Origin of the sequence: Streptomyces sp. NPDC007896 (genome assembly GCF_042959425.1) — a bacterium.
Classification (GTDB): domain Bacteria; phylum Actinomycetota; class Actinomycetes; order Streptomycetales; family Streptomycetaceae; genus Streptomyces.
The window spans coordinates 34,900-50,970 of record NZ_JBIBKX010000005.1 but is presented as its reverse complement, the minus strand read 5'-3'; the positions used below and the strand labels follow the sequence as shown (position 1 = coordinate 50,970).

The 16,071-nt window shown below is 70.5% G+C and carries 17 protein-coding genes; 12 read left to right on the top strand and 5 right to left on the bottom strand.

Annotation, left to right across the window (positions count from 1 at the left end; all coding sequences use genetic code 11):
• Positions 1-33: 33 nt before the first annotated feature.
• Both ACFZDJ_RS17570 and ACFZDJ_RS17565 read right to left on the bottom strand, forming a co-directional pair.
• Positions 34-888 carry an alpha/beta fold hydrolase gene (locus tag ACFZDJ_RS17570; protein WP_391059953.1) on the bottom strand — a complete coding sequence of 285 codons (855 nt, stop codon included), beginning with the start codon at positions 886-888 and terminating at the stop codon, positions 34-36.
• Positions 885-1,838: an alpha/beta fold hydrolase gene (locus tag ACFZDJ_RS17565; protein ID WP_391059951.1), complete on the bottom strand. Its 954-nt coding sequence runs from the start codon at positions 1,836-1,838 to the stop codon at positions 885-887. Before ACFZDJ_RS17565 ends, ACFZDJ_RS17570 begins: the two co-directional genes overlap by 4 nt.
• Before the next feature lie 326 nt (positions 1,839-2,164).
• On the opposite strand from ACFZDJ_RS17565, the gene ACFZDJ_RS17560 reads away from it, so the two are divergent.
• Both ACFZDJ_RS17560 and ACFZDJ_RS17555 read left to right on the top strand, forming a co-directional pair.
• Positions 2,165-2,590 (top strand): hypothetical protein, encoded by a 426-nt coding sequence (locus ACFZDJ_RS17560; protein WP_391059949.1) that lies wholly within the window; start codon positions 2,165-2,167, stop codon positions 2,588-2,590.
• Between the two features lie 33 nt (positions 2,591-2,623).
• Positions 2,624-3,379 (top strand): oxygenase MpaB family protein, encoded by a 756-nt coding sequence (locus ACFZDJ_RS17555; protein ID WP_390935960.1) that lies wholly within the window; start codon positions 2,624-2,626, stop codon positions 3,377-3,379.
• 39 nt (positions 3,380-3,418) lie between these two features.
• On the opposite strand, the gene ACFZDJ_RS17550 is transcribed toward ACFZDJ_RS17555, so the two are convergent.
• Both ACFZDJ_RS17550 and nac read right to left on the bottom strand, forming a co-directional pair.
• Positions 3,419-4,414, bottom strand: a complete 996-nt coding sequence (locus ACFZDJ_RS17550) for an NAD(P)-dependent oxidoreductase (protein WP_391059947.1) — start codon at positions 4,412-4,414, stop codon at positions 3,419-3,421.
• A 102-nt stretch (positions 4,415-4,516) separates the two neighbouring features.
• Positions 4,517-5,422: a nitrogen assimilation transcriptional regulator NAC gene (gene nac, locus ACFZDJ_RS17545; RefSeq protein ID WP_391059945.1), complete on the bottom strand. Its 906-nt coding sequence runs from the start codon at positions 5,420-5,422 to the stop codon at positions 4,517-4,519.
• A gap of 321 nt (positions 5,423-5,743) precedes the next feature.
• Between nac and ACFZDJ_RS17540 the strand changes: the two genes are divergently transcribed.
• The 7 genes from ACFZDJ_RS17540 (at position 5,744) to ACFZDJ_RS17510 (ending at position 12,402) form a co-directional block, all read left to right on the top strand.
• The gene (locus ACFZDJ_RS17540) at positions 5,744-6,526 is read left to right on the top strand and encodes a 5-oxoprolinase subunit PxpA (protein ID WP_391059943.1); all 783 of its coding nucleotides are present in this window, start codon (positions 5,744-5,746) and stop codon (positions 6,524-6,526) included.
• A gap of 1 nt (position 6,527) precedes the next feature.
• Entirely contained in the window at positions 6,528-7,241 is a 714-nt protein-coding gene (locus ACFZDJ_RS17535) for a carboxyltransferase domain-containing protein (protein ID WP_391059941.1), read from the top strand.
• Entirely contained in the window at positions 7,234-8,220 is a 987-nt protein-coding gene (locus ACFZDJ_RS17530) for a biotin-dependent carboxyltransferase family protein (RefSeq protein ID WP_391059939.1), read from the top strand. Before ACFZDJ_RS17535 ends, ACFZDJ_RS17530 begins: the two co-directional genes overlap by 8 nt.
• A gap of 126 nt (positions 8,221-8,346) precedes the next feature.
• A complete protein-coding gene (locus ACFZDJ_RS17525) occupies positions 8,347-9,657 on the top strand; it encodes an MFS transporter (RefSeq protein ID WP_391059937.1) in 1,311 nt (436 codons plus the stop codon).
• A gap of 62 nt (positions 9,658-9,719) precedes the next feature.
• Positions 9,720-10,463 (top strand): SDR family oxidoreductase, encoded by a 744-nt coding sequence (locus ACFZDJ_RS17520; protein ID WP_168499282.1) that lies wholly within the window; start codon positions 9,720-9,722, stop codon positions 10,461-10,463.
• Between the two features lie 4 nt (positions 10,464-10,467).
• On the top strand, positions 10,468-11,709 hold the full coding sequence (locus ACFZDJ_RS17515; protein WP_391059935.1) for an aspartate transaminase: 1,242 nt from the start codon (positions 10,468-10,470) through the stop codon (positions 11,707-11,709).
• 18 nt (positions 11,710-11,727) lie between these two features.
• Positions 11,728-12,402 (top strand): 4-carboxy-4-hydroxy-2-oxoadipate aldolase/oxaloacetate decarboxylase, encoded by a 675-nt coding sequence (locus ACFZDJ_RS17510; protein ID WP_385371968.1) that lies wholly within the window; start codon positions 11,728-11,730, stop codon positions 12,400-12,402.
• Positions 12,403-12,645: 243 nt separating this feature from the next.
• Here the strand turns inward: ACFZDJ_RS17510 and ACFZDJ_RS17505 are convergent, their stop codons facing one another.
• A complete protein-coding gene (locus ACFZDJ_RS17505; RefSeq protein ID WP_391059933.1) occupies positions 12,646-13,326 on the bottom strand; it encodes an FCD domain-containing protein in 681 nt (226 codons plus the stop codon).
• A gap of 93 nt (positions 13,327-13,419) precedes the next feature.
• Between ACFZDJ_RS17505 and ACFZDJ_RS17500 the strand changes: the two genes are divergently transcribed.
• From ACFZDJ_RS17500 to ACFZDJ_RS17490, 3 genes are all read left to right on the top strand, one after another.
• Positions 13,420-13,956, top strand: a complete 537-nt coding sequence (locus ACFZDJ_RS17500; RefSeq protein ID WP_391059931.1) for a YbhB/YbcL family Raf kinase inhibitor-like protein — start codon at positions 13,420-13,422, stop codon at positions 13,954-13,956.
• The gene (locus tag ACFZDJ_RS17495; RefSeq protein ID WP_391060556.1) at positions 13,953-14,816 is read left to right on the top strand and encodes a hypothetical protein; all 864 of its coding nucleotides are present in this window, start codon (positions 13,953-13,955) and stop codon (positions 14,814-14,816) included. The genes ACFZDJ_RS17500 and ACFZDJ_RS17495 overlap by 4 nt, the downstream gene beginning before the upstream one ends.
• A 308-nt stretch (positions 14,817-15,124) precedes the next feature.
• Positions 15,125-15,529 (top strand): actin-binding ADF family protein, encoded by a 405-nt coding sequence (locus ACFZDJ_RS17490; protein ID WP_391059929.1) that lies wholly within the window; start codon positions 15,125-15,127, stop codon positions 15,527-15,529.
• The last annotated feature ends 542 nt before the right edge of the window (positions 15,530-16,071 follow it).

The window sequence follows — 16,071 nt, the reverse complement described above, 5'->3', positions numbered from 1 at the left end:
CGTGGCTGCCGAGCGCGACAGGCCCCAGGACCGTCAGGTGGCCGCGAACGACCGGGTGAACTCCCTTATGGCCCGGGTGAGTTCCGTCGGCCGGTCCAGGGGCACGAGGGTGTAGCTGTCGTCGATCTCGACCAGCCGTCCCCGCGGCAGCAGCGCGGCGAGGCGCCGGCCGTGCTCGGGCGGCATCACGCGGTCGCCGCGCGCCCAGACGACGAGGGCAGGGCGGTCGAAGCCCGGCAGCCGTTCGGCCGCGGCGAGCAGCAGACCGGTGTCCGCCGCCGCCGCGCGCAGCGTGCGCACGGCGTCGCGGCGGATCTCCGGCCGTTCGAGGACCGGCCTGATCCACCGCGCGGTGGCGGCGTCTCCCCGGAGGGTCAGCCACCCGAAGGCGACCGGCATGCGGCGCAGCGGCCGCAGCCGCATCTGTTGCATGAACATCCCGAACAGCCGGGGTGGGAGCTTGCCGCTGAGGACGAGTGTCCGGCCCGTCAGCCCGGGCGGGAAGTTGTCGAAGGCGTCGCACGACACGAGCACCACCCCCGCCACCCGTGCCGCACCGTCGCCCATCATGAGCTGGACGAGCGCACCGCCGGTGTCATTGCCGACCAGGACGACGTCCCGCAGATCGAGGCGGTCGAGGAACTCCGTGACCAGCCGGGCCACCCCCGGCAGCGACAGGTCGGCGTCGGCCCGCATTCCGTGCCGATGCGCCCCGAGCGGCAGGGTCGGCGCCACGCACCGGTGGTCGGCGGCGAGCTCGGTGATCGTCTCGTCCCACAGCGAGGCGTCCATCATCAGCCCGTGCAGCAGCACCAGCACCGGACCGTCGCCACCGGTGTCCCGGTACGCGACCGTCCCCGCCGACAGCTCGATCTCTCCCGTCGTCATCGGCGCTCCGCGGAGGCGGCGGACGCCACCGGGGAATCGAGCACATGTCGGCGCAGGAACGACAACTCGACGTCGACGGCCCGTTCGTGCGCGTCCAGGAACGGCGCGTAGTGCCCGCCGGGCAGCCGGACCAGCTCCGCGCGGGGCGCCCGCCGCGTCGCGTGCACGGCCGCCGTGGGCGAAGCGGACTGGTCCTGCTCGCATACGACGACGAGCAGCGGACACCGTACGCGGGGGGCGTCACGGCCCGGACGGTAGAACCCGAGGCCGAGCGCCGAGCGGGCCGCGACCTCCTGCCGCCAGTCCGGGTACCGGTTGCCGGGATTGAGCGCGCGCGGGACGTCGGCCGTGTCCGGCGTGGTGAGGACGGCGACGGTACCGGGCTCGCCGCCGAGCGGCACCAGCAGGGGCGGACGGCCGAAGAGGCCGCCGGCCGCGTCGAGGGCACCCCTGCCGAACAGGCGCAGCAGGGCGAGTGGCTTCTGGTGGCGCGCCGCCAGGCGTGCGGCGGCCGGACCTCCTACGTTCGGCGTCTGGGCGATCACCGCGGCGAGGTGCGGGGTGCGCGCCGCGACCCGGAGGAGGTGACCGGCGGATGCGGAGAACCCCCAGAGCGCCAGCCTGCTCCGGTCGACTCCCGGCAGGGTCGCGGCGAACGCGATGGCGGCTTGCCAGTCCGTCACCTGCCCGCTGACGGAGGCGACTTGGCGCGGCCGGCCACCGCTCTCGCCGAATCCGCGATAGTCGAAGGCCAGTACGCCGAACCCGGCGTCGTGGAACCGTCGCGCGAACAGGTCGGTGCCCGGTTCCTTCGTCACGGCGAACCCGCCCGCCATGATCACACAGGAGCCGTCGGTCCCCGGATAGTGCCAGGCGGCACACTCGCTGCCGCCACTGCTGAAACGGACCTTCTCCCGCTCCCCGGACACCGGATCGGTCACGTCTTTCATCAGGGCCTCCCGTGTGCGTCTGCCGTGTCTTTGCCGTGCGTCTGCATCCAAGAGGGTTCCTGAGGACCCCGGTGTGACATCGCCGCGACCCTCCGTTGGACTTCCCGCCGGGAGCAGACCTCCGCGGGCCGCTGTAGTACCGCGGTGGCACATGGACTCCCCGGAATGACTCCCTGGGTACGACGGCTGCGCGCCCACGGGCTTCTACCGTGGCGATTGAGGAAGCGGGGGATCGAAGCGCGGGAGATCGAAGCGCGGGGATCGAAGCGCGGGGATCGAAGCGGCGGGATTCATGATCCGTCCAGCCACGAAGGGAGCCGGCGAAGATGGCCACCGCCCACAGCGACGCCGCCCAGGACAGGCAGGTGCCGGAGCCCGACGGCACGCGCCCGCTCGCCGTCGTGCTCCTCTGCGCAGGTGTCGCGATGCTGCCCTGGCTTCTGGTGCTGGCGAACTCCCTGCCCGCCACCGAGTCCGCCACCTGGATAGGACTCGACGTATTGGAGGCACTGGGTCTGACCGCCACCGGCCTCCTCATGCTCCGCCGGGACCCGCGGGGCTGCCTCACGGCCACCGCGACCGCCGTACTCCTGGTCGCCGACGCCTGGTTCGACGTGACGACCGCGGCGCCCGGTACCGAACTCGCCACGGCCGCCGCCATGGCCCTCGGCGTGGAACTCCCCATGGCGGTCCTGTGCGCGGTGCAGGCTGTACGTTCCTGGCCGCACTCGGCGCGGCGAGAACGGCGGTGACGGAGCCGCCCTTCATCCATTCGGCCGAGCTGGTTGAATGACGCTCCATGGACAGCGACCGGTCGGCGTCCGAACCGCTCGGCCGACGGCCCCGACGCGCCCCGTAAGGCACGCGCGGTGCGCGACTACCACCTCGGCATCAAGGGTACGGACCGCCACGGCCGCCCCTACCACGCACTCGACCCGGACACCTTCTTCTGGGCCCACGCGACCTTCGTCATGGTTCCGGTGCTGGTCTGCCGGCACTTCGGCCGTCCGCTGACGGAGGAACAGAAGGAGCGGCTCTACGCCGAGAGCCTGCGGTGGTACCGGCTGTACGGGGTGAGCGACCGCCCGGCCCCGGCGGACTGGCGCGGCTTCTGCGCCTACTTCGACCGGATGTGTGCCGAGGTGCTGGAGGACAACTGGGCGACACGAGCGGTTCTGGACCTCGGACGCATCGGCAAGCCGCCGGCGATGGGGTGGCTGCCGGACGCTGTGTGGAGGGTGATCCGCGCCCCGCTGACGCGGTCCTTCGTATGGCTCACCGTCGGGATGTACCCGCCGGTGGTGCGGGCCAGGCTGGGGTATCGCTGGTCGCGGCGGAGCGCGCTCGGGCTCTGGCTGCTGGGCCGCGCGGTCGCGCTCGGCTGGCGTCTGGTGCCCTTCGAGCGGCGCTACCACCCGCGCGCCCGGGCCGCCTGGCGACGCGCCCGCGGCCTGTCCGGACCGCCGGTCGAGACGCCGCCACGGAACCTGCCTCCGGTCGAACGCCGTGGCGACCCCATGCACTACGCACCGGACGAGTGAGAGCCCGCCGCCGACCCGAGGACGGGGGAGCGGGGTGACTCACGCGGGTGCTGCGGGGGTGCTCGGCACGGCCGGACTGCCGGGGAGGGGGGTTCGGGCGGGGCGTTCGGTGAGTACGTCGAGGATGTTGTCGACCGCCAGATCGACCATGGCGGCCCGAGTGGCCTCGGTGGCCGACCCGACGTGGGGCAGCGTGACCACGTGCTCCTGCGCCACCAGCGGCGACAACTCCGTTCCCATCGGCTCGCGTTCGAAGACGTCGAGCCCGGCGGAGTGCAACCGTCCCTCCCGGACGGCGTGCAGCAGGGCATCCTCGTCCACGACACCGCCGCGGGAGGTGCTGACGAGTGTGGCCGTGGGCTTCATCGTGGCCAGTTCGCGGGCCGAGATCAGGTGCCGAGTCTCCTTGGTGAGCGGCACGTGCAGCGACACGATGTCGGACTCGGCCAGCAGCGTGGGCAGACCCACCGAGGCCGACAGGTCGTCGTCGGGGGCGTAGGGGTCGTGGTGGAGCACGCGCATGCCGAACCCATGGGCCCGGCGGGCCACCGCGCGCCCGATCTGCCCGTAGCCGATCAGGCCGAGAGTGGCTCCGTGGATGTCCAGGCCGAGGTAGTCGTGCATCCGGAACAGCCCCCAGGAGCCTTCCGCCAGGCTCGCTCCGGCGGCGCCGAGCCGACGGCGGGCGGTGAGGATCAGCGCGAAGGTGAGGTCGGCGGTGGTCTCCGCGAGCACGCCAGGGGTGTGGGTGACGACGATGCCGCGCTCGGCGGCGGCTGCCCGGTCCACGTTGTCGAATCCCATGCTCGCCAGCGCTATGACGCGCAGCGAGGGGCCCGCCGCGTCCATCAGCGCGCCGTCCACCGGGTCGTTGCCCAGTGCCAGTACGCCGCTCACTTTGGGGGCGAGCGCCGCGAGGTCAGGGGGTCCGGGCTTCCCGGTCCCGGGCCAGGCCACCACGTCCGCCGCCTCGGACAGGCGGGCCAGGCCGCGGCCGGGCAGGTTTTCACGGGTGGCGAGGACACGCGTTTTCATCTGTTTCTCCAGTGGCGAGCCGTGCATTGCCAGACCAGGCGGATCGTTTCGAAAACGCTAGCCGGGGCGGTCACCGGAAACAAAGAGCGGATTTGTTTGACGCTATTGGCGATCCTTATCCTCGATCAGTTCGAGGAACAGATTGTGCACTGCCAATGCCGGCTCCGAGAGAGGCTGATTGTCCGACGTCACCAGGGACAGCTTGACCTGGATCACGGGTTCCACGATGCGGCGCACCGACAGCGAGCGGACGTCGAGGATGGCGCGCGCCGCCGACCAGGGCAGGACCGTGGCGCCGAGACCCGCGTCCACGGCGTTGACGAGCGTCAGCGCGGATTCGACCTCGCCCACCACGTTCAGCTGGAGCGACGCCTGTTGGAAGGCGGCGTCCACGACCTGCCGGATCGTGTGGATGCGGCTGGGCAGCAGCAGGGGCACGTTCGTGAGTTCCTCCAGGTTCACCTCGCCCTGTCCCGGCGGGGCCGTTCGGCCCGGTGCGCCGATCAGGAACAGGTCCTCCGTACGTACGGGCTCGAACTGCACACCCCGCAGCGGGCCGGCCCCGTAGATGAACGCCATGTCCATCCGGCCCGTCATGATCGCTTCGCTGATCACGCCACCGAAGTTCTCGTTGATGTGCAGCAGGATGTCCGGGTAGCGCTCGCGCACGCTCTTGAGGAGCGGCAACGCGAGCGCCGCGCCCAGGCTGTACGGCGCGAGGCCCACCGACACGCTGCCGGCGGGAGCCCGGCCGGAGACCTCGACGGCGGCGTGCGCGAGATCCACCTGGCGGAGGATCAACTGGGCGTGCCGGTACAGTGCCCGGCCCGCCTCGGTCGGGGCGACCCCGCGTTTGCTGCGGATCAGCAGCTGTTGCCCGAACTGCGCCTCCAGTGCGGACAGTTGCTGGCTGAGCGCGGGCTGTGCGATGTGCAGGATGTCGGCCGCGCGCGTGATGCTCCCAGCGTCGATGATCTTGATGAACGAGTACAGACGCCTGGTGTCCATGCGGGGGCCTTCCACGGGGAGCGGAGCCTCATCGTAGGGAGGGGCCACCCCGAAGCACAGCCCCGGCGAGCCCCGGGTGTGAGGCGGGTCATAGCCGTTCGCGATAACGCCAGACCGAACGCATATTGGCGGTCACGCGAGCAGGGGATTAAGTTGAGCCGAACATCCAGCCGGAACCGCCCGGCAAAGTCGAAGTAAGTCGACACCCAGGGATTCCTTCTGCTCGCGATCACGTTTTGGGTCGGAGAAAAGAAGGACCTTTCCGGATATCACGAAGACGTGATGACATCTCCTTTCCCGTATTCTCTCCCGGAGGACGTCATGACCCCCATGGTTGATCTCGTCGCCGATCTCGGCGAGGGATTCGGCGCCTACACGATGGGCGACGACGAAGCCCTTCTGGAGATGCTCACTTCCGCCAATGTGGCCTGCGGGTTCCATGCCGGTGATCCGCGGATCATGGACGCCACCGTTCGGACGTGCGTGGAGAAGCAAGTGGCCGTGGGCGCTCACCCGAGCTTTCCCGACCTGGTCGGCTTCGGCCGCCGCGCGATGGACCTCACTCCTGAGGAGGTCCGTACGGACGTGCTGTACCAGATCGGCGCCCTCCAGGCGTTCGCCGTCGCGCACGGCACCCGGGTGCACCACGTCGCCCCGCACGGACGCCTGGGCAACCTGGTCGCCGTACGCGCCGACTACGCCCGTGCCGTCGTGGACGCCGTCGCCGCCCTGGACGAGTCGCTGATCGTCCTCGCGCAGGACGGCGAGCTCGCCGACGCGGCCCGCGCCCGCGGACTGCGCGTGGGCATCGTCGGCATCGCCGACCGCGCATACCGCGCCGACGGGACCCTCGTCCCCCGCTCCGAGCCCGGAGCGGTGATCCACGACCCGGACGAGGTGGCCCGGCGCACCCTGCGGATGGTCACCGAAGGCGTCCTCCGCAGCGTCGACGGCACGGACGTCCACGTCGCCTGCGACACCGTCCTGCTGCACGGAGACAGCCCCGGAGCGATCGCACTGGCCGGCCGTGTCCGCGAGCAACTCCTATCCGCAGGTGTCGAGATCACCTCTCTCGACAAAGTACTGAGCGGCAAGGGCGTCTGACATGAACGGCAACGTCACGATCACGGACTGCGGCGACTGCGCCCTGGTCGCCAAGGCCGTGGGCCTGGACGCCGAAGCCGCCTGGCGGCTCGTCCACGCCCTGGCCGATGCCCTGGACACCGTCCGACTCACCGGTGTCCACGACGTGGTGCCCACCTACGACGCCCTGCTCGTGGAGTTCGACTGCGCCGCCACCGACCACGACACCGTCAGGCGCGTCCTGGCGCACGAGGCCGCCCGCCTCGGACCGCACCCCGCGCCGACGACACCTCCGCGCCGCTTCGTCGTACCCGTCGTCTACGGCGGCGAGTACGGCCCCGATCTGCCCGAGGTGGCCGCCCAACTCGGCCTGGCTGAAGGCGAGGTCGTCGCCCTCCACTCCGGGTCCGATCTCACCGTACGCTGCCTCGGCGCGCCCGCTGGGGCACCGATGATGGACGGGCCGCCCTTCCCGGGACCGGTGCCGCGGCTGCCGTCGCCCCGCACCCGTGTCGATCCCGGCTCGGTCGCCGTCGCCGGCCGGCAGGCGGTCATCTGTCCGATGCCCTCGCCCGGTGGCTGGCCGCTCCTCGGTCGCACTCCCGTGCGCGTCCTCGACCTGCACCGCGACCCGATCACCGCCTACCAGCCCGGCGACACCTTCCGATTCCTCCCCATCACACCCCGACAGTGGGACGAGTACGCCGACATGACTCTGGCGGACTGCCATGGCTGACACCCTCACGATCCGCACCGCGGGCATCGTCACCGTGCAGGACCTCGGCCGTGTCGGCCGCTCCCGCTACGGTCTGCCGGCGAACGGAGCCGCCGACCAGCACTCGGCGCGCGTCGCCAACGTCCTGTGCGGCAACGACGAGCGCGCCCCGCTGCTGGAGATCACCGCTCTCGACTTCGCGTGCGTCCCCTCCGGCGACATCCTCGTCGCCGTGACCGGCGCCCCCGCCGACGTGACCGTCGACGGAACGGTCCGCCCGCAGTGGGAACCGGTCCCTGTGCGCGCCGGCGAGATCGTCCGGGTCACCGGCATCCGGCAGGGGCTGCGCGTCTACCTGGCCGTACTCGGCTCGTTCGAAGCGGACTGTCTTCAGGGCAGTTGCGCCCCCGACACCATCCTGGGATTCGGCCCCACCCTGCGCGACGGCGACGAACTCGTCCTCCGCACGGCCTGCCCGCCCATCGATCACCCCTTTTCGCGGATCCCGCTGTTCCGCCTGCGCGCTCCCGTCCTCCCGTTCCCCACCACCTGGACCATCGACGTCACCGACGGCCCCGATCGGGCCGAGTTCGGGGACACGGGAAGCCGCCTGTTCGACGCCCCCTTCACCGTCACCCCGCGGAGCAACCACATCGGCCTGCGGCTGCAGGGCGAGGTGCCCCGCCGAGTGACCGAGGGCGAGATGCTCTCCCGCGGCGTCCCCATCGGCGCCGTCGAAGTACCGGCAGGGGACGAACTCCTCGTACTGCACCGAGGCCGCGGTGTCACGGCCGGCTACCCCGTCCTCGCCGTCGTCACCGCCACCGGTCTGTCCGCCCTGGGACAGGTGCGCCCAGGGCAGACCATCCGCTTCCGCCACCGCACCCTCGACCAGGCGGTCACCGCCCACCGCTCGCAACGCAACGCCGTCGACGCCCTGAGAACCAGGGTTCGTACGGTCTTCGAGGCCCTGCGCATCCGCGCCCCCGCCGGCAGCTGACTCCCCGCACCGCACCCGCTCACCAGCCCCTTCTGCTCACCCGCACGAAACCCGCTCGCACCAAGCCCGCCCGCACGGAGCCGTAACGCCCCTCATCCCACGCCTGCTGCTCAGACAGGAGACGCCATGAGTACCGTGGCCGCTCAGCCAGTCCCCAACACCGTCGATCCCAGAACAGCCCGCAAGGTCACCCTCGCGGGATGCGTCGGGATCTTCGCCGAGCTCTACGACAACGGCATCTTCGGCTTCATGGCCGGATCGCTCGCCGCCGTCTTCTTCCCCGGCTCCGACAACGCCGTCCAGCTCGTCTTCCTCGGTTACGCCGTCTCCTTCTTCTTCCGCCCCCTCGGCGCCGTCATCTGCGGCCACCTCGGCGACCGCATCGGCCGCCAGCGGATGCTGGTCTTCGTCATCCTGCTGATCAGCGCCGCCACCGCGGCCATCGGCGTGCTGCCCACCCACGCGAGCATCGGTGTCGCGGCGCCCGCCCTGCTGATCCTGCTGCGCGTCGCGCAGGGCTTCTCCGTCGGCGGTGAGGCGTCCGGCGCCATGAGCTTCCTCGCCGAGCACGCCCCGGAGGGCAAGCGCGGCCTCTACACCAGCTACGCGCAGATCGCGTCCTTCCTCGCTCTGCTCACCGGCACCCTGGTCGCCGCCGCCATGACCAGCGGCCTCGGAACCGCCCGCATGGAGTCCTGGGGCTGGCGCATCCCGTTCCTGCTCGCCGTCCCGCTCGGCATCGCCGGCATCTACATCCGCAAGCGCATCAGCGACACGCCCAACTTCACGCGTCTGAAGGAAGAAGACGGCCTGTCCAAGAACCCCCTCAAGGAGGCGTTCAGCTCCGCCGAGCACCGGCGCGCCATGCTGCTGGCCCTGTTCATCCCGCTGATGAACGGCTCCGGTTACTACGTCCTGTTCAGCTACATGCCCACCTTCATGAGCAGCGAGCTGGACTTCGGCAAGGTCCAGGGCCTCCTCGTCACCGCCTCCAGCCTGGTCGCGATCTGTATCGCCATCCCCTACATGGGCCGTCTCTCCGACCGCGTCGGGCGCAAGAAGGTCCTCGCCGGAGCCGCCATCGCCATGGCCGTCGTCGGCATCCCCTGTTACCTCCTGATCGGCACCGGCAACGTCGCCCTCGCCGTCATCGGCGCCTGCATCATGGCGGTCGTGTTCGCCGGCCACACGGGCGTCATCCACATCCTGCTCGTCGAACTCTTCCCGACCCGTGTGCGCTACTCCGCCTACGGCCTGGGCTACAACGTCTCCTCCGCACTCTTCGGCGGCACGGCCCCCCTGCTGATGACCTACCTCATCGACCGCACGGGCAACGTCAACATGCCGGCCTTCTACGCCGTCGTCACCGCCCTCGGCACGCTCATCGCCGTGTCCCGTGTGCAGGACAGGGCCCATCTCCCCCTGCGCGACGCCTGACGGACACGGACATCGGCACCCGCACGCCCCCCACCACCGAGCACATCAAGGAGCACATCAGCATGCCCATCTCCGACTACAGGACGGCCCTCGTCACCGGAGCGTCGACCGGCATCGGAGCCGTGGTCGTCGAGCGACTCGCCAAGCGCGGCCTCGAAGTCCACGCCGTGGCCCGCAACGCCGAACGGCTCGACGCCCTCGCCGACGCCACCGGCTGCATCCCCCACGCCGTCGACATCACCGACACCGAGGCGCTCACCGCCGTCCTCGACGGCCTGGAGATCGACGTCCTCGTCAACAACGCGGGCGTCTCGCGCACCGGCAACATCCTGACCGCCGACGAGTTCGCCGTCGACGAGCAGATCGCCGTCAACATCCAGGCCGTCCTGCACCTGGTCCGCCTGCTCATGCCCGGCATGGTCGAGCGCGACCTCGGCCACATCGTCAACATCAGCTCGATCGCCGGCGTCTACAACTTCGGCGGCAACACGATCTACCACGCCACCAAGGCAGCCGTGCACACCCTCTCCCGCCAACTGCGCGTCGACGGCTACGGCCGCCGCGTGCGCGTCAGCGAGATCTGCCCGGGCCGCGTGGAGACGGAGATCTTCGGCCGCCTGCTCGGCGACATGGAGGCCGCCCAGCGCGAGTACTACGACGGCTACGAGTCCCTCAAGCCCGAGGACATCGCCGACGCCATCGAGTTCGCCGTCGACTCGCCCCGGCACGTCAACATCGGCCACATCGAGATCCTGCCCACCTTCCAGGTGCCCGGCGGCCTCAACTTCGAGCGCAGGGAGGGCTGATCACATGAACACGGCAGAGCGCGTGAACACCGCACAGCGCGTACGGCGTATCAAGCCCTCGCCCAGCACGGCGGCGGCGCAGCGCGTGCGCGAACTCAAGAGCCAGGGGCTCACCATCCTCGACCTGACCGTGGGCGAGCCCGACTTCGACACCCCCGACCACGTCAAGACCGCCGCGATCCGGGCGATCGAGGCGGGCGAGACCAAGTACACCCCGGTGAACGGCACTCCCGCCCTGCGCGCCGCGATCACCGGGAAACTCCGCGAGCGCCACGGCCTGGAGTTCACCGACGAGCGGATCACCGTCGGCGGTGGCGCCAAACAGGTCATCTTCCTCGCCCTGATGGCCACCCTGGACGAGGGGGACGAGGTCATCGTCCCCGCCCCGTACTGGGTGTCGTATCCCGACATGGTCCGCGCCAACGACGGCACACCGGTCATCGTCGACTGCCCGGAGGCGGAAGGCTTCAAGCTGACCCCGGAGCGGCTCGCGGCGGCGATCACCGAGCGCACGCGCTGGGTCGTCCTCAACACCCCTGGAAACCCGACCGGATCCGCCTACACCACCGGCGAACTGCACGCGCTGGCAAAGGTGTTGCTGGGGCACCCCCACGTCCGTGTCCTCACCGACGAGATCTACGACGAGATCTGGTACGGCGACGAGGACGCCCCGTCCCTCGCAGCCGTCGAACCCTGCCTGGCCGACCGGGTGTTCCTCACCAACGGCGTCTCCAAGACGTACGCGATGACCGGTTGGCGCATCGGGTACGGGGTCGGCCCGGCGGAGCTGGTGACCGCGATCAACACGCTCCAGTCCCAGACCTCTTCCTGCCCCTCCTCCGTGAGCCAGGCCGCCGCTGCCGCCGCGCTCACGGGACCGCAGGCCTTCGTCCAGGACACCGTGCGCGTCTACCGCGCCCGCCGCGACGAGACCGTGAAGCTCATCAACGACGTTCCTCAGCTCGGTTGCACCGTCCCGGACGGCGGCTTCTACCTCCTTGTCAACTGCCAGGAAACCATTGGCCAGTTCACACCGGACGGAACCCGGATCGAGAACGACGAGGACTTCGCCCGCTACCTTCTCGACAGCCGGCAGGTGGCGGTGATCCACGGAACCGCGTACGGCGCACCCGGCTACTTCCGCATCTCGTTCGCCACGTCGACGGATGTCCTCACCGAGGCGTGCGAACGCATCGCTGTGGCCTGTGCAGCACTGACCCCCGCCCAAACCGAGCCCTCCGCCTGATTCGTTCGAAAGGTCATCATGATCCGCGTCAGCACCAAGTTCGAGCGGCCGGAGCCCGCCGTGGTCAGGCAACTGAGCGCCTTCTCCTCGGCGACCATCCACGAGGCACAGGGCCGACTCGGGGCGCTGGACTCGGCCATCAAGCCGGTCGACCACAGCATGTCCCTGTGCGGTCCCGCCTTCACCGTCCAGTGCGCACCGCGCGACAACCTGATGCTGCAGACCGCCATCGCCTACGCCCGCCCGGGGGACGTCGTGGTCGTGTCCGCCGGCGCCTACGAGGAGGCGGGCTCCTTCGGAGACGTGCTCGCCAACGCCTGCCAGGCGAAGGGCCTCGGCGGCCTGATCACCGACACCGGGGTCCGGGACACCGAGGACCTGCGCGCCCTGGGATTCCCGGTCTTCTCCCGCAGTGTGTCCATCAAGGGCACGGTCAAGGAGACCGTCGGACCGATGTGCGAACCGGTCACGGTCGGCGGCGTGCTCGTCCGCCCCGGCGATGTGATGCGGGCCGACGCCGACGGTGTGGTCGTCGTCCGCCGCGAGGACGCCGCCGAGGCGGTCGCCGCCTCACAGGAGCGGGTCGACGCCGAGGCGGGGTACATCGCCGCGTATCGGGCGGGCAGGACGGTCGTCGACATCTGCAATCTCGCGCCGCTTCTCGCGGCGAAGGGGTTGGTGATCGAGGACTAGCGACGTTGCGCAGGGCGATACCGGGCGACCACGGTGATGCGTGCGTCAGGAGGTCGGATCGATCAGGAGTTTCATCCGGCGACCGGCACGAAGCCCCGCGAAGCACGCGTCGATGACGTCGCTGAGGGGGAGGGTGTCCCGGAAGCGGAAGGCCGATCAGGCCGGGAACCCCACCGGGAACCCCAAGAGACTCGGTGCTCACGGCGTGACGCCGGTCAGAACCGCCTCAATCTCAGCCGGGCATCACGCGTGCGGCTCGGTGTCCAGGACCATGCCTGACGTGGAGCCGATCAGGCGGCGCAGGACGGCGTCAGCCCGCTCACTGTCGTGGGCCATGACCGCGTCGAGCAGGTCGCGGTGTTCTTTGTGGACCGCCTGGTCGGTCCAGCGGTGCGCATCTGCCGGTGTGGGCCGGCTCCACCGCCGGTACAGTTCGGCCTCTTCCCTCAGGGAAGCGGCCAGGTCGCGTAGCCGGGGATTGGCGCAGCCGGCCAGGAGCGCGGTGTGGAAGTCGGCGTGGGCGATCAGCCAGTCCTCGCTGGGCTGGTCCCCGTCGCCGCGTGGGGTCTGCTCGAAAGTGTGGTGGGCGGCCAGCACTTGGGCCTGCCACGCGAGGCCGCCCTCGCTGATGGCGCGGCTCAGGGCGAGGGACTCGATCTCGGTGCGGGTGTCGGTCAGGTCGGCCAACCCGCGAGCGGTCACGTCGGTGACCTGGAAACCGTGATGCGCCTCGGAGCTGACCAGGTGCTTGGCGACCAGTTTGAGCAGGGCTTCGCGTACGGCGCCGGTGCTCACCCCGTATCGCTCGCTGAGCTCGGGGAACTTCAATCGCTGGCCGGGCCGGAGCCGTCCGCCCAGGATGTCGGCCCGGATGCGGTCTTGCACCGCCTCGCTGCGGGTCTGCTGCCCGGCACCTCTCGCCACGGGACGGATCTTACAACATTTGACAGCTGGCGCAATTTTTAAAAGTGTGGTTGATTATTGAAAGTCAGCAAGCCTGGCTCGATGGGAGACCCGATGACCAGTCCGTACGACACCATGCCTGCCGTTCCCGAATTCGCCGTCAGGAGCGCGGACGTCGCCGACGGGGCACCGTTGCCGGTGGCGCACTTCGCCGCCATGAGCGGTGCCGCCGGAGCCGAGGACCGCTCCCCGCAGCTGTCGTGGGACGGCTTCCCGGCCGCCACCCGCAGCTTCGTCGTCACGATGTACGACCCGGACGCCCCGACCCCGTCCGGTTTCTGGCACTGGGCGGTGGCCGACATCGCCGCCGACGTGACGTCCCTCGACGCCGGCGCCGGCACCCCCGGCAACGGTGGCCTGCCGGACGGCGCTTTCCACGTCTCGAACGATGTTCGCGCCACCGCCTACGTCGGTGCCGCACCGCCGCCGGGAACGGGCAAGCACCGCTACTACATCGCCGTCAACGCACTCGACGTACCGTCCGTGACGGACCTCGGGATAACCTCGGACTCGACCCCGGCCGCCCTCAGCTTCTTCATCCTCCAGCACACGCTCGCCCGCGCCGTCCTCGTGCCGTGGGCCGGCGAGTGAGGCCGTTCGAGGCGAGCGCGGGCCGCCGCTGCCACAACGTCGTCAATCCCGTGCACTCATCCGTGTACTTCGCGCCGGAGCAGCAGGACGAACTCGCGGCGCTCGGGCTGGAGCGCGGCGCCATGGCCTACTTCGCGGGCCGCGCGGCCCCGCTCGGCCCGGTCGGCGCGGGCACCGTCACAGCGACGTTCTACAACTTCAACCACGAGCACGTGACCCGGTACATCCCCGCCGCGTGGGCCGTCGCCACGCCGGAGGCGGTGCTCGCGGCCCGGCTGCGCGGCGCGGACGGGACGCTGCGGCGACTGCTCGGGGAGGAGGCCCTCACGTCGAAGGAGATGGCCGAGGCGGCCGAGCTGGCGCTGCGCGCCACTGAGGCGTGCCGCCGCGAGGCGAGGCCGCTGTACGCCGCCAACGCCGGCCTCCCCGTGCCCGAGGAACCGCACCTGGCCCTGTGGCACGCCGCGACGCTGCTGCGCGAGCACCGGGGTGACGGACACCTCGCCGCCCTGGCGGTGGCCGGCCTGTCCGGGATCGAGGCCCTCGTCCTGCACAACGCCACCGGCACGGCGCCGACGTCGGCGTTGTTCATGCGGACCCGCGGGTGGTCCGCACAGCAGTGGGCCGCCGCCCGGGACCGGTTGCGCGAGCGCGGCCTGCTGGACGAGGCAGGGGACCTCACGGAGGCGGGCGGGGCCCTGCGCGGTGAGGCCGAGGCGCTCACCGACCGCCTCGACGCCGCCCCGTACGCCCACCTCGGCCCTGCCGCCACCGCGCGCCTCACCGAGCTGGCCGGCGGTTTCACGAGAACTCTCAGGGCGGCGGGCGCCTTCCCCGCGGCGCACTTCGGCAAGGGCTGAGACGGAGGGCCGGGTCCCCGCTCGGTCGCCGCCCGGCGCGGCATGCGCGGGGCGGCCCAGGGGCGTACGGCCGAAGCAGCGGCTGACGCCGGGCGTATGGATCACCGCCGCGAGGGCGGCCATGCCACCGGCGCCCGCTGGGGACTTCACGGCGCCGAAGCCGTCCTCCGTCTCCGCGCCGTGACCGCCCGACCGGCACGCCCTGGTCAGCCGGAACAGGTGCTCAGGGCCGGCGGCCCAGAACCTCCCGGGGAGCCGGTTCGTTGAGCCGCTCGGCCTGCTCTCCCAATGATTCAGAAGGACTCGTCGTGAGCGGTGGTATCCCAGTGGACGACAGCTGTATCAGCGCCTTCCAGGAGCTGAAGAGCAGGCGGGACATCAACACAGTGATCTTCCGGCTCAGCGACAGCCTGGAGACCGTCATCCCCGACTCCAAGGGGAACCTGACACACGACGAGCTGCTGAAGGCCCTGCCGGCCGACGAGCCCCGGTACGTCGTCCACGACCTGCTCTTCGCAACAGCGGACGGGACCCGTCAGGAAAGGATCGTACTGATCTCCTGGTGCCCGGCGGGGACGAAGGCCGAGGAGAGGATCGCGCACTCCTCCGGCTACGGCACACTGCGGAACCTTCTCGACGGTGTCCAGGTCTACGTGCGGGCCACAGACCTGTCCGACATGGAGTACAAGGCGCTCGTATCCCGGGCCTGTTGACCCGGGGGCTCGGCGATTTCAGCATGTGAGTAACCGGTCGACCACGCTCCCGGGCGGGGCCGCACCAGGGTCGGGCCGGAAAGTCACGTGAAAGACGGCCACCGATCGGCGGCCCACGCGAGCCAGCCCCGCCGCCCAGGAGGCGGACCTTCGATTTCCTGCCCCTCGAGCTCGGTGGCGTTGGGCTCCTCGAACAGCGTCCTCCAGTGCGAGAGGTCCGCCTCGCCGGAGTCAGCCGCAGCGCGCTGTGCTCCTTGGCCAGCTGCCGAGCCCTCGTGGTCTTTCCGGCCCCCGGCAGGCCGACGGTCAGAAACAACGTGGTCACACCCGGATCGTTCATGGAAACGACATGTAGGACAACTGCTTTCTCTGAGGAGCAGGCGGGAAAGCTCTCACAGGCGCTCCGGTTCGGGGCAGGCCAGTACTTCCGAGTCACTGTCCTGGCCGGAGCGAAGTCCCAGGGCAAGCTCTGCGGCCGAGGATGCCGCGGGCCCACGGGGAGCGTGTGCACCGCTTCCTGAGCCCTGTCGACGATACGTCTG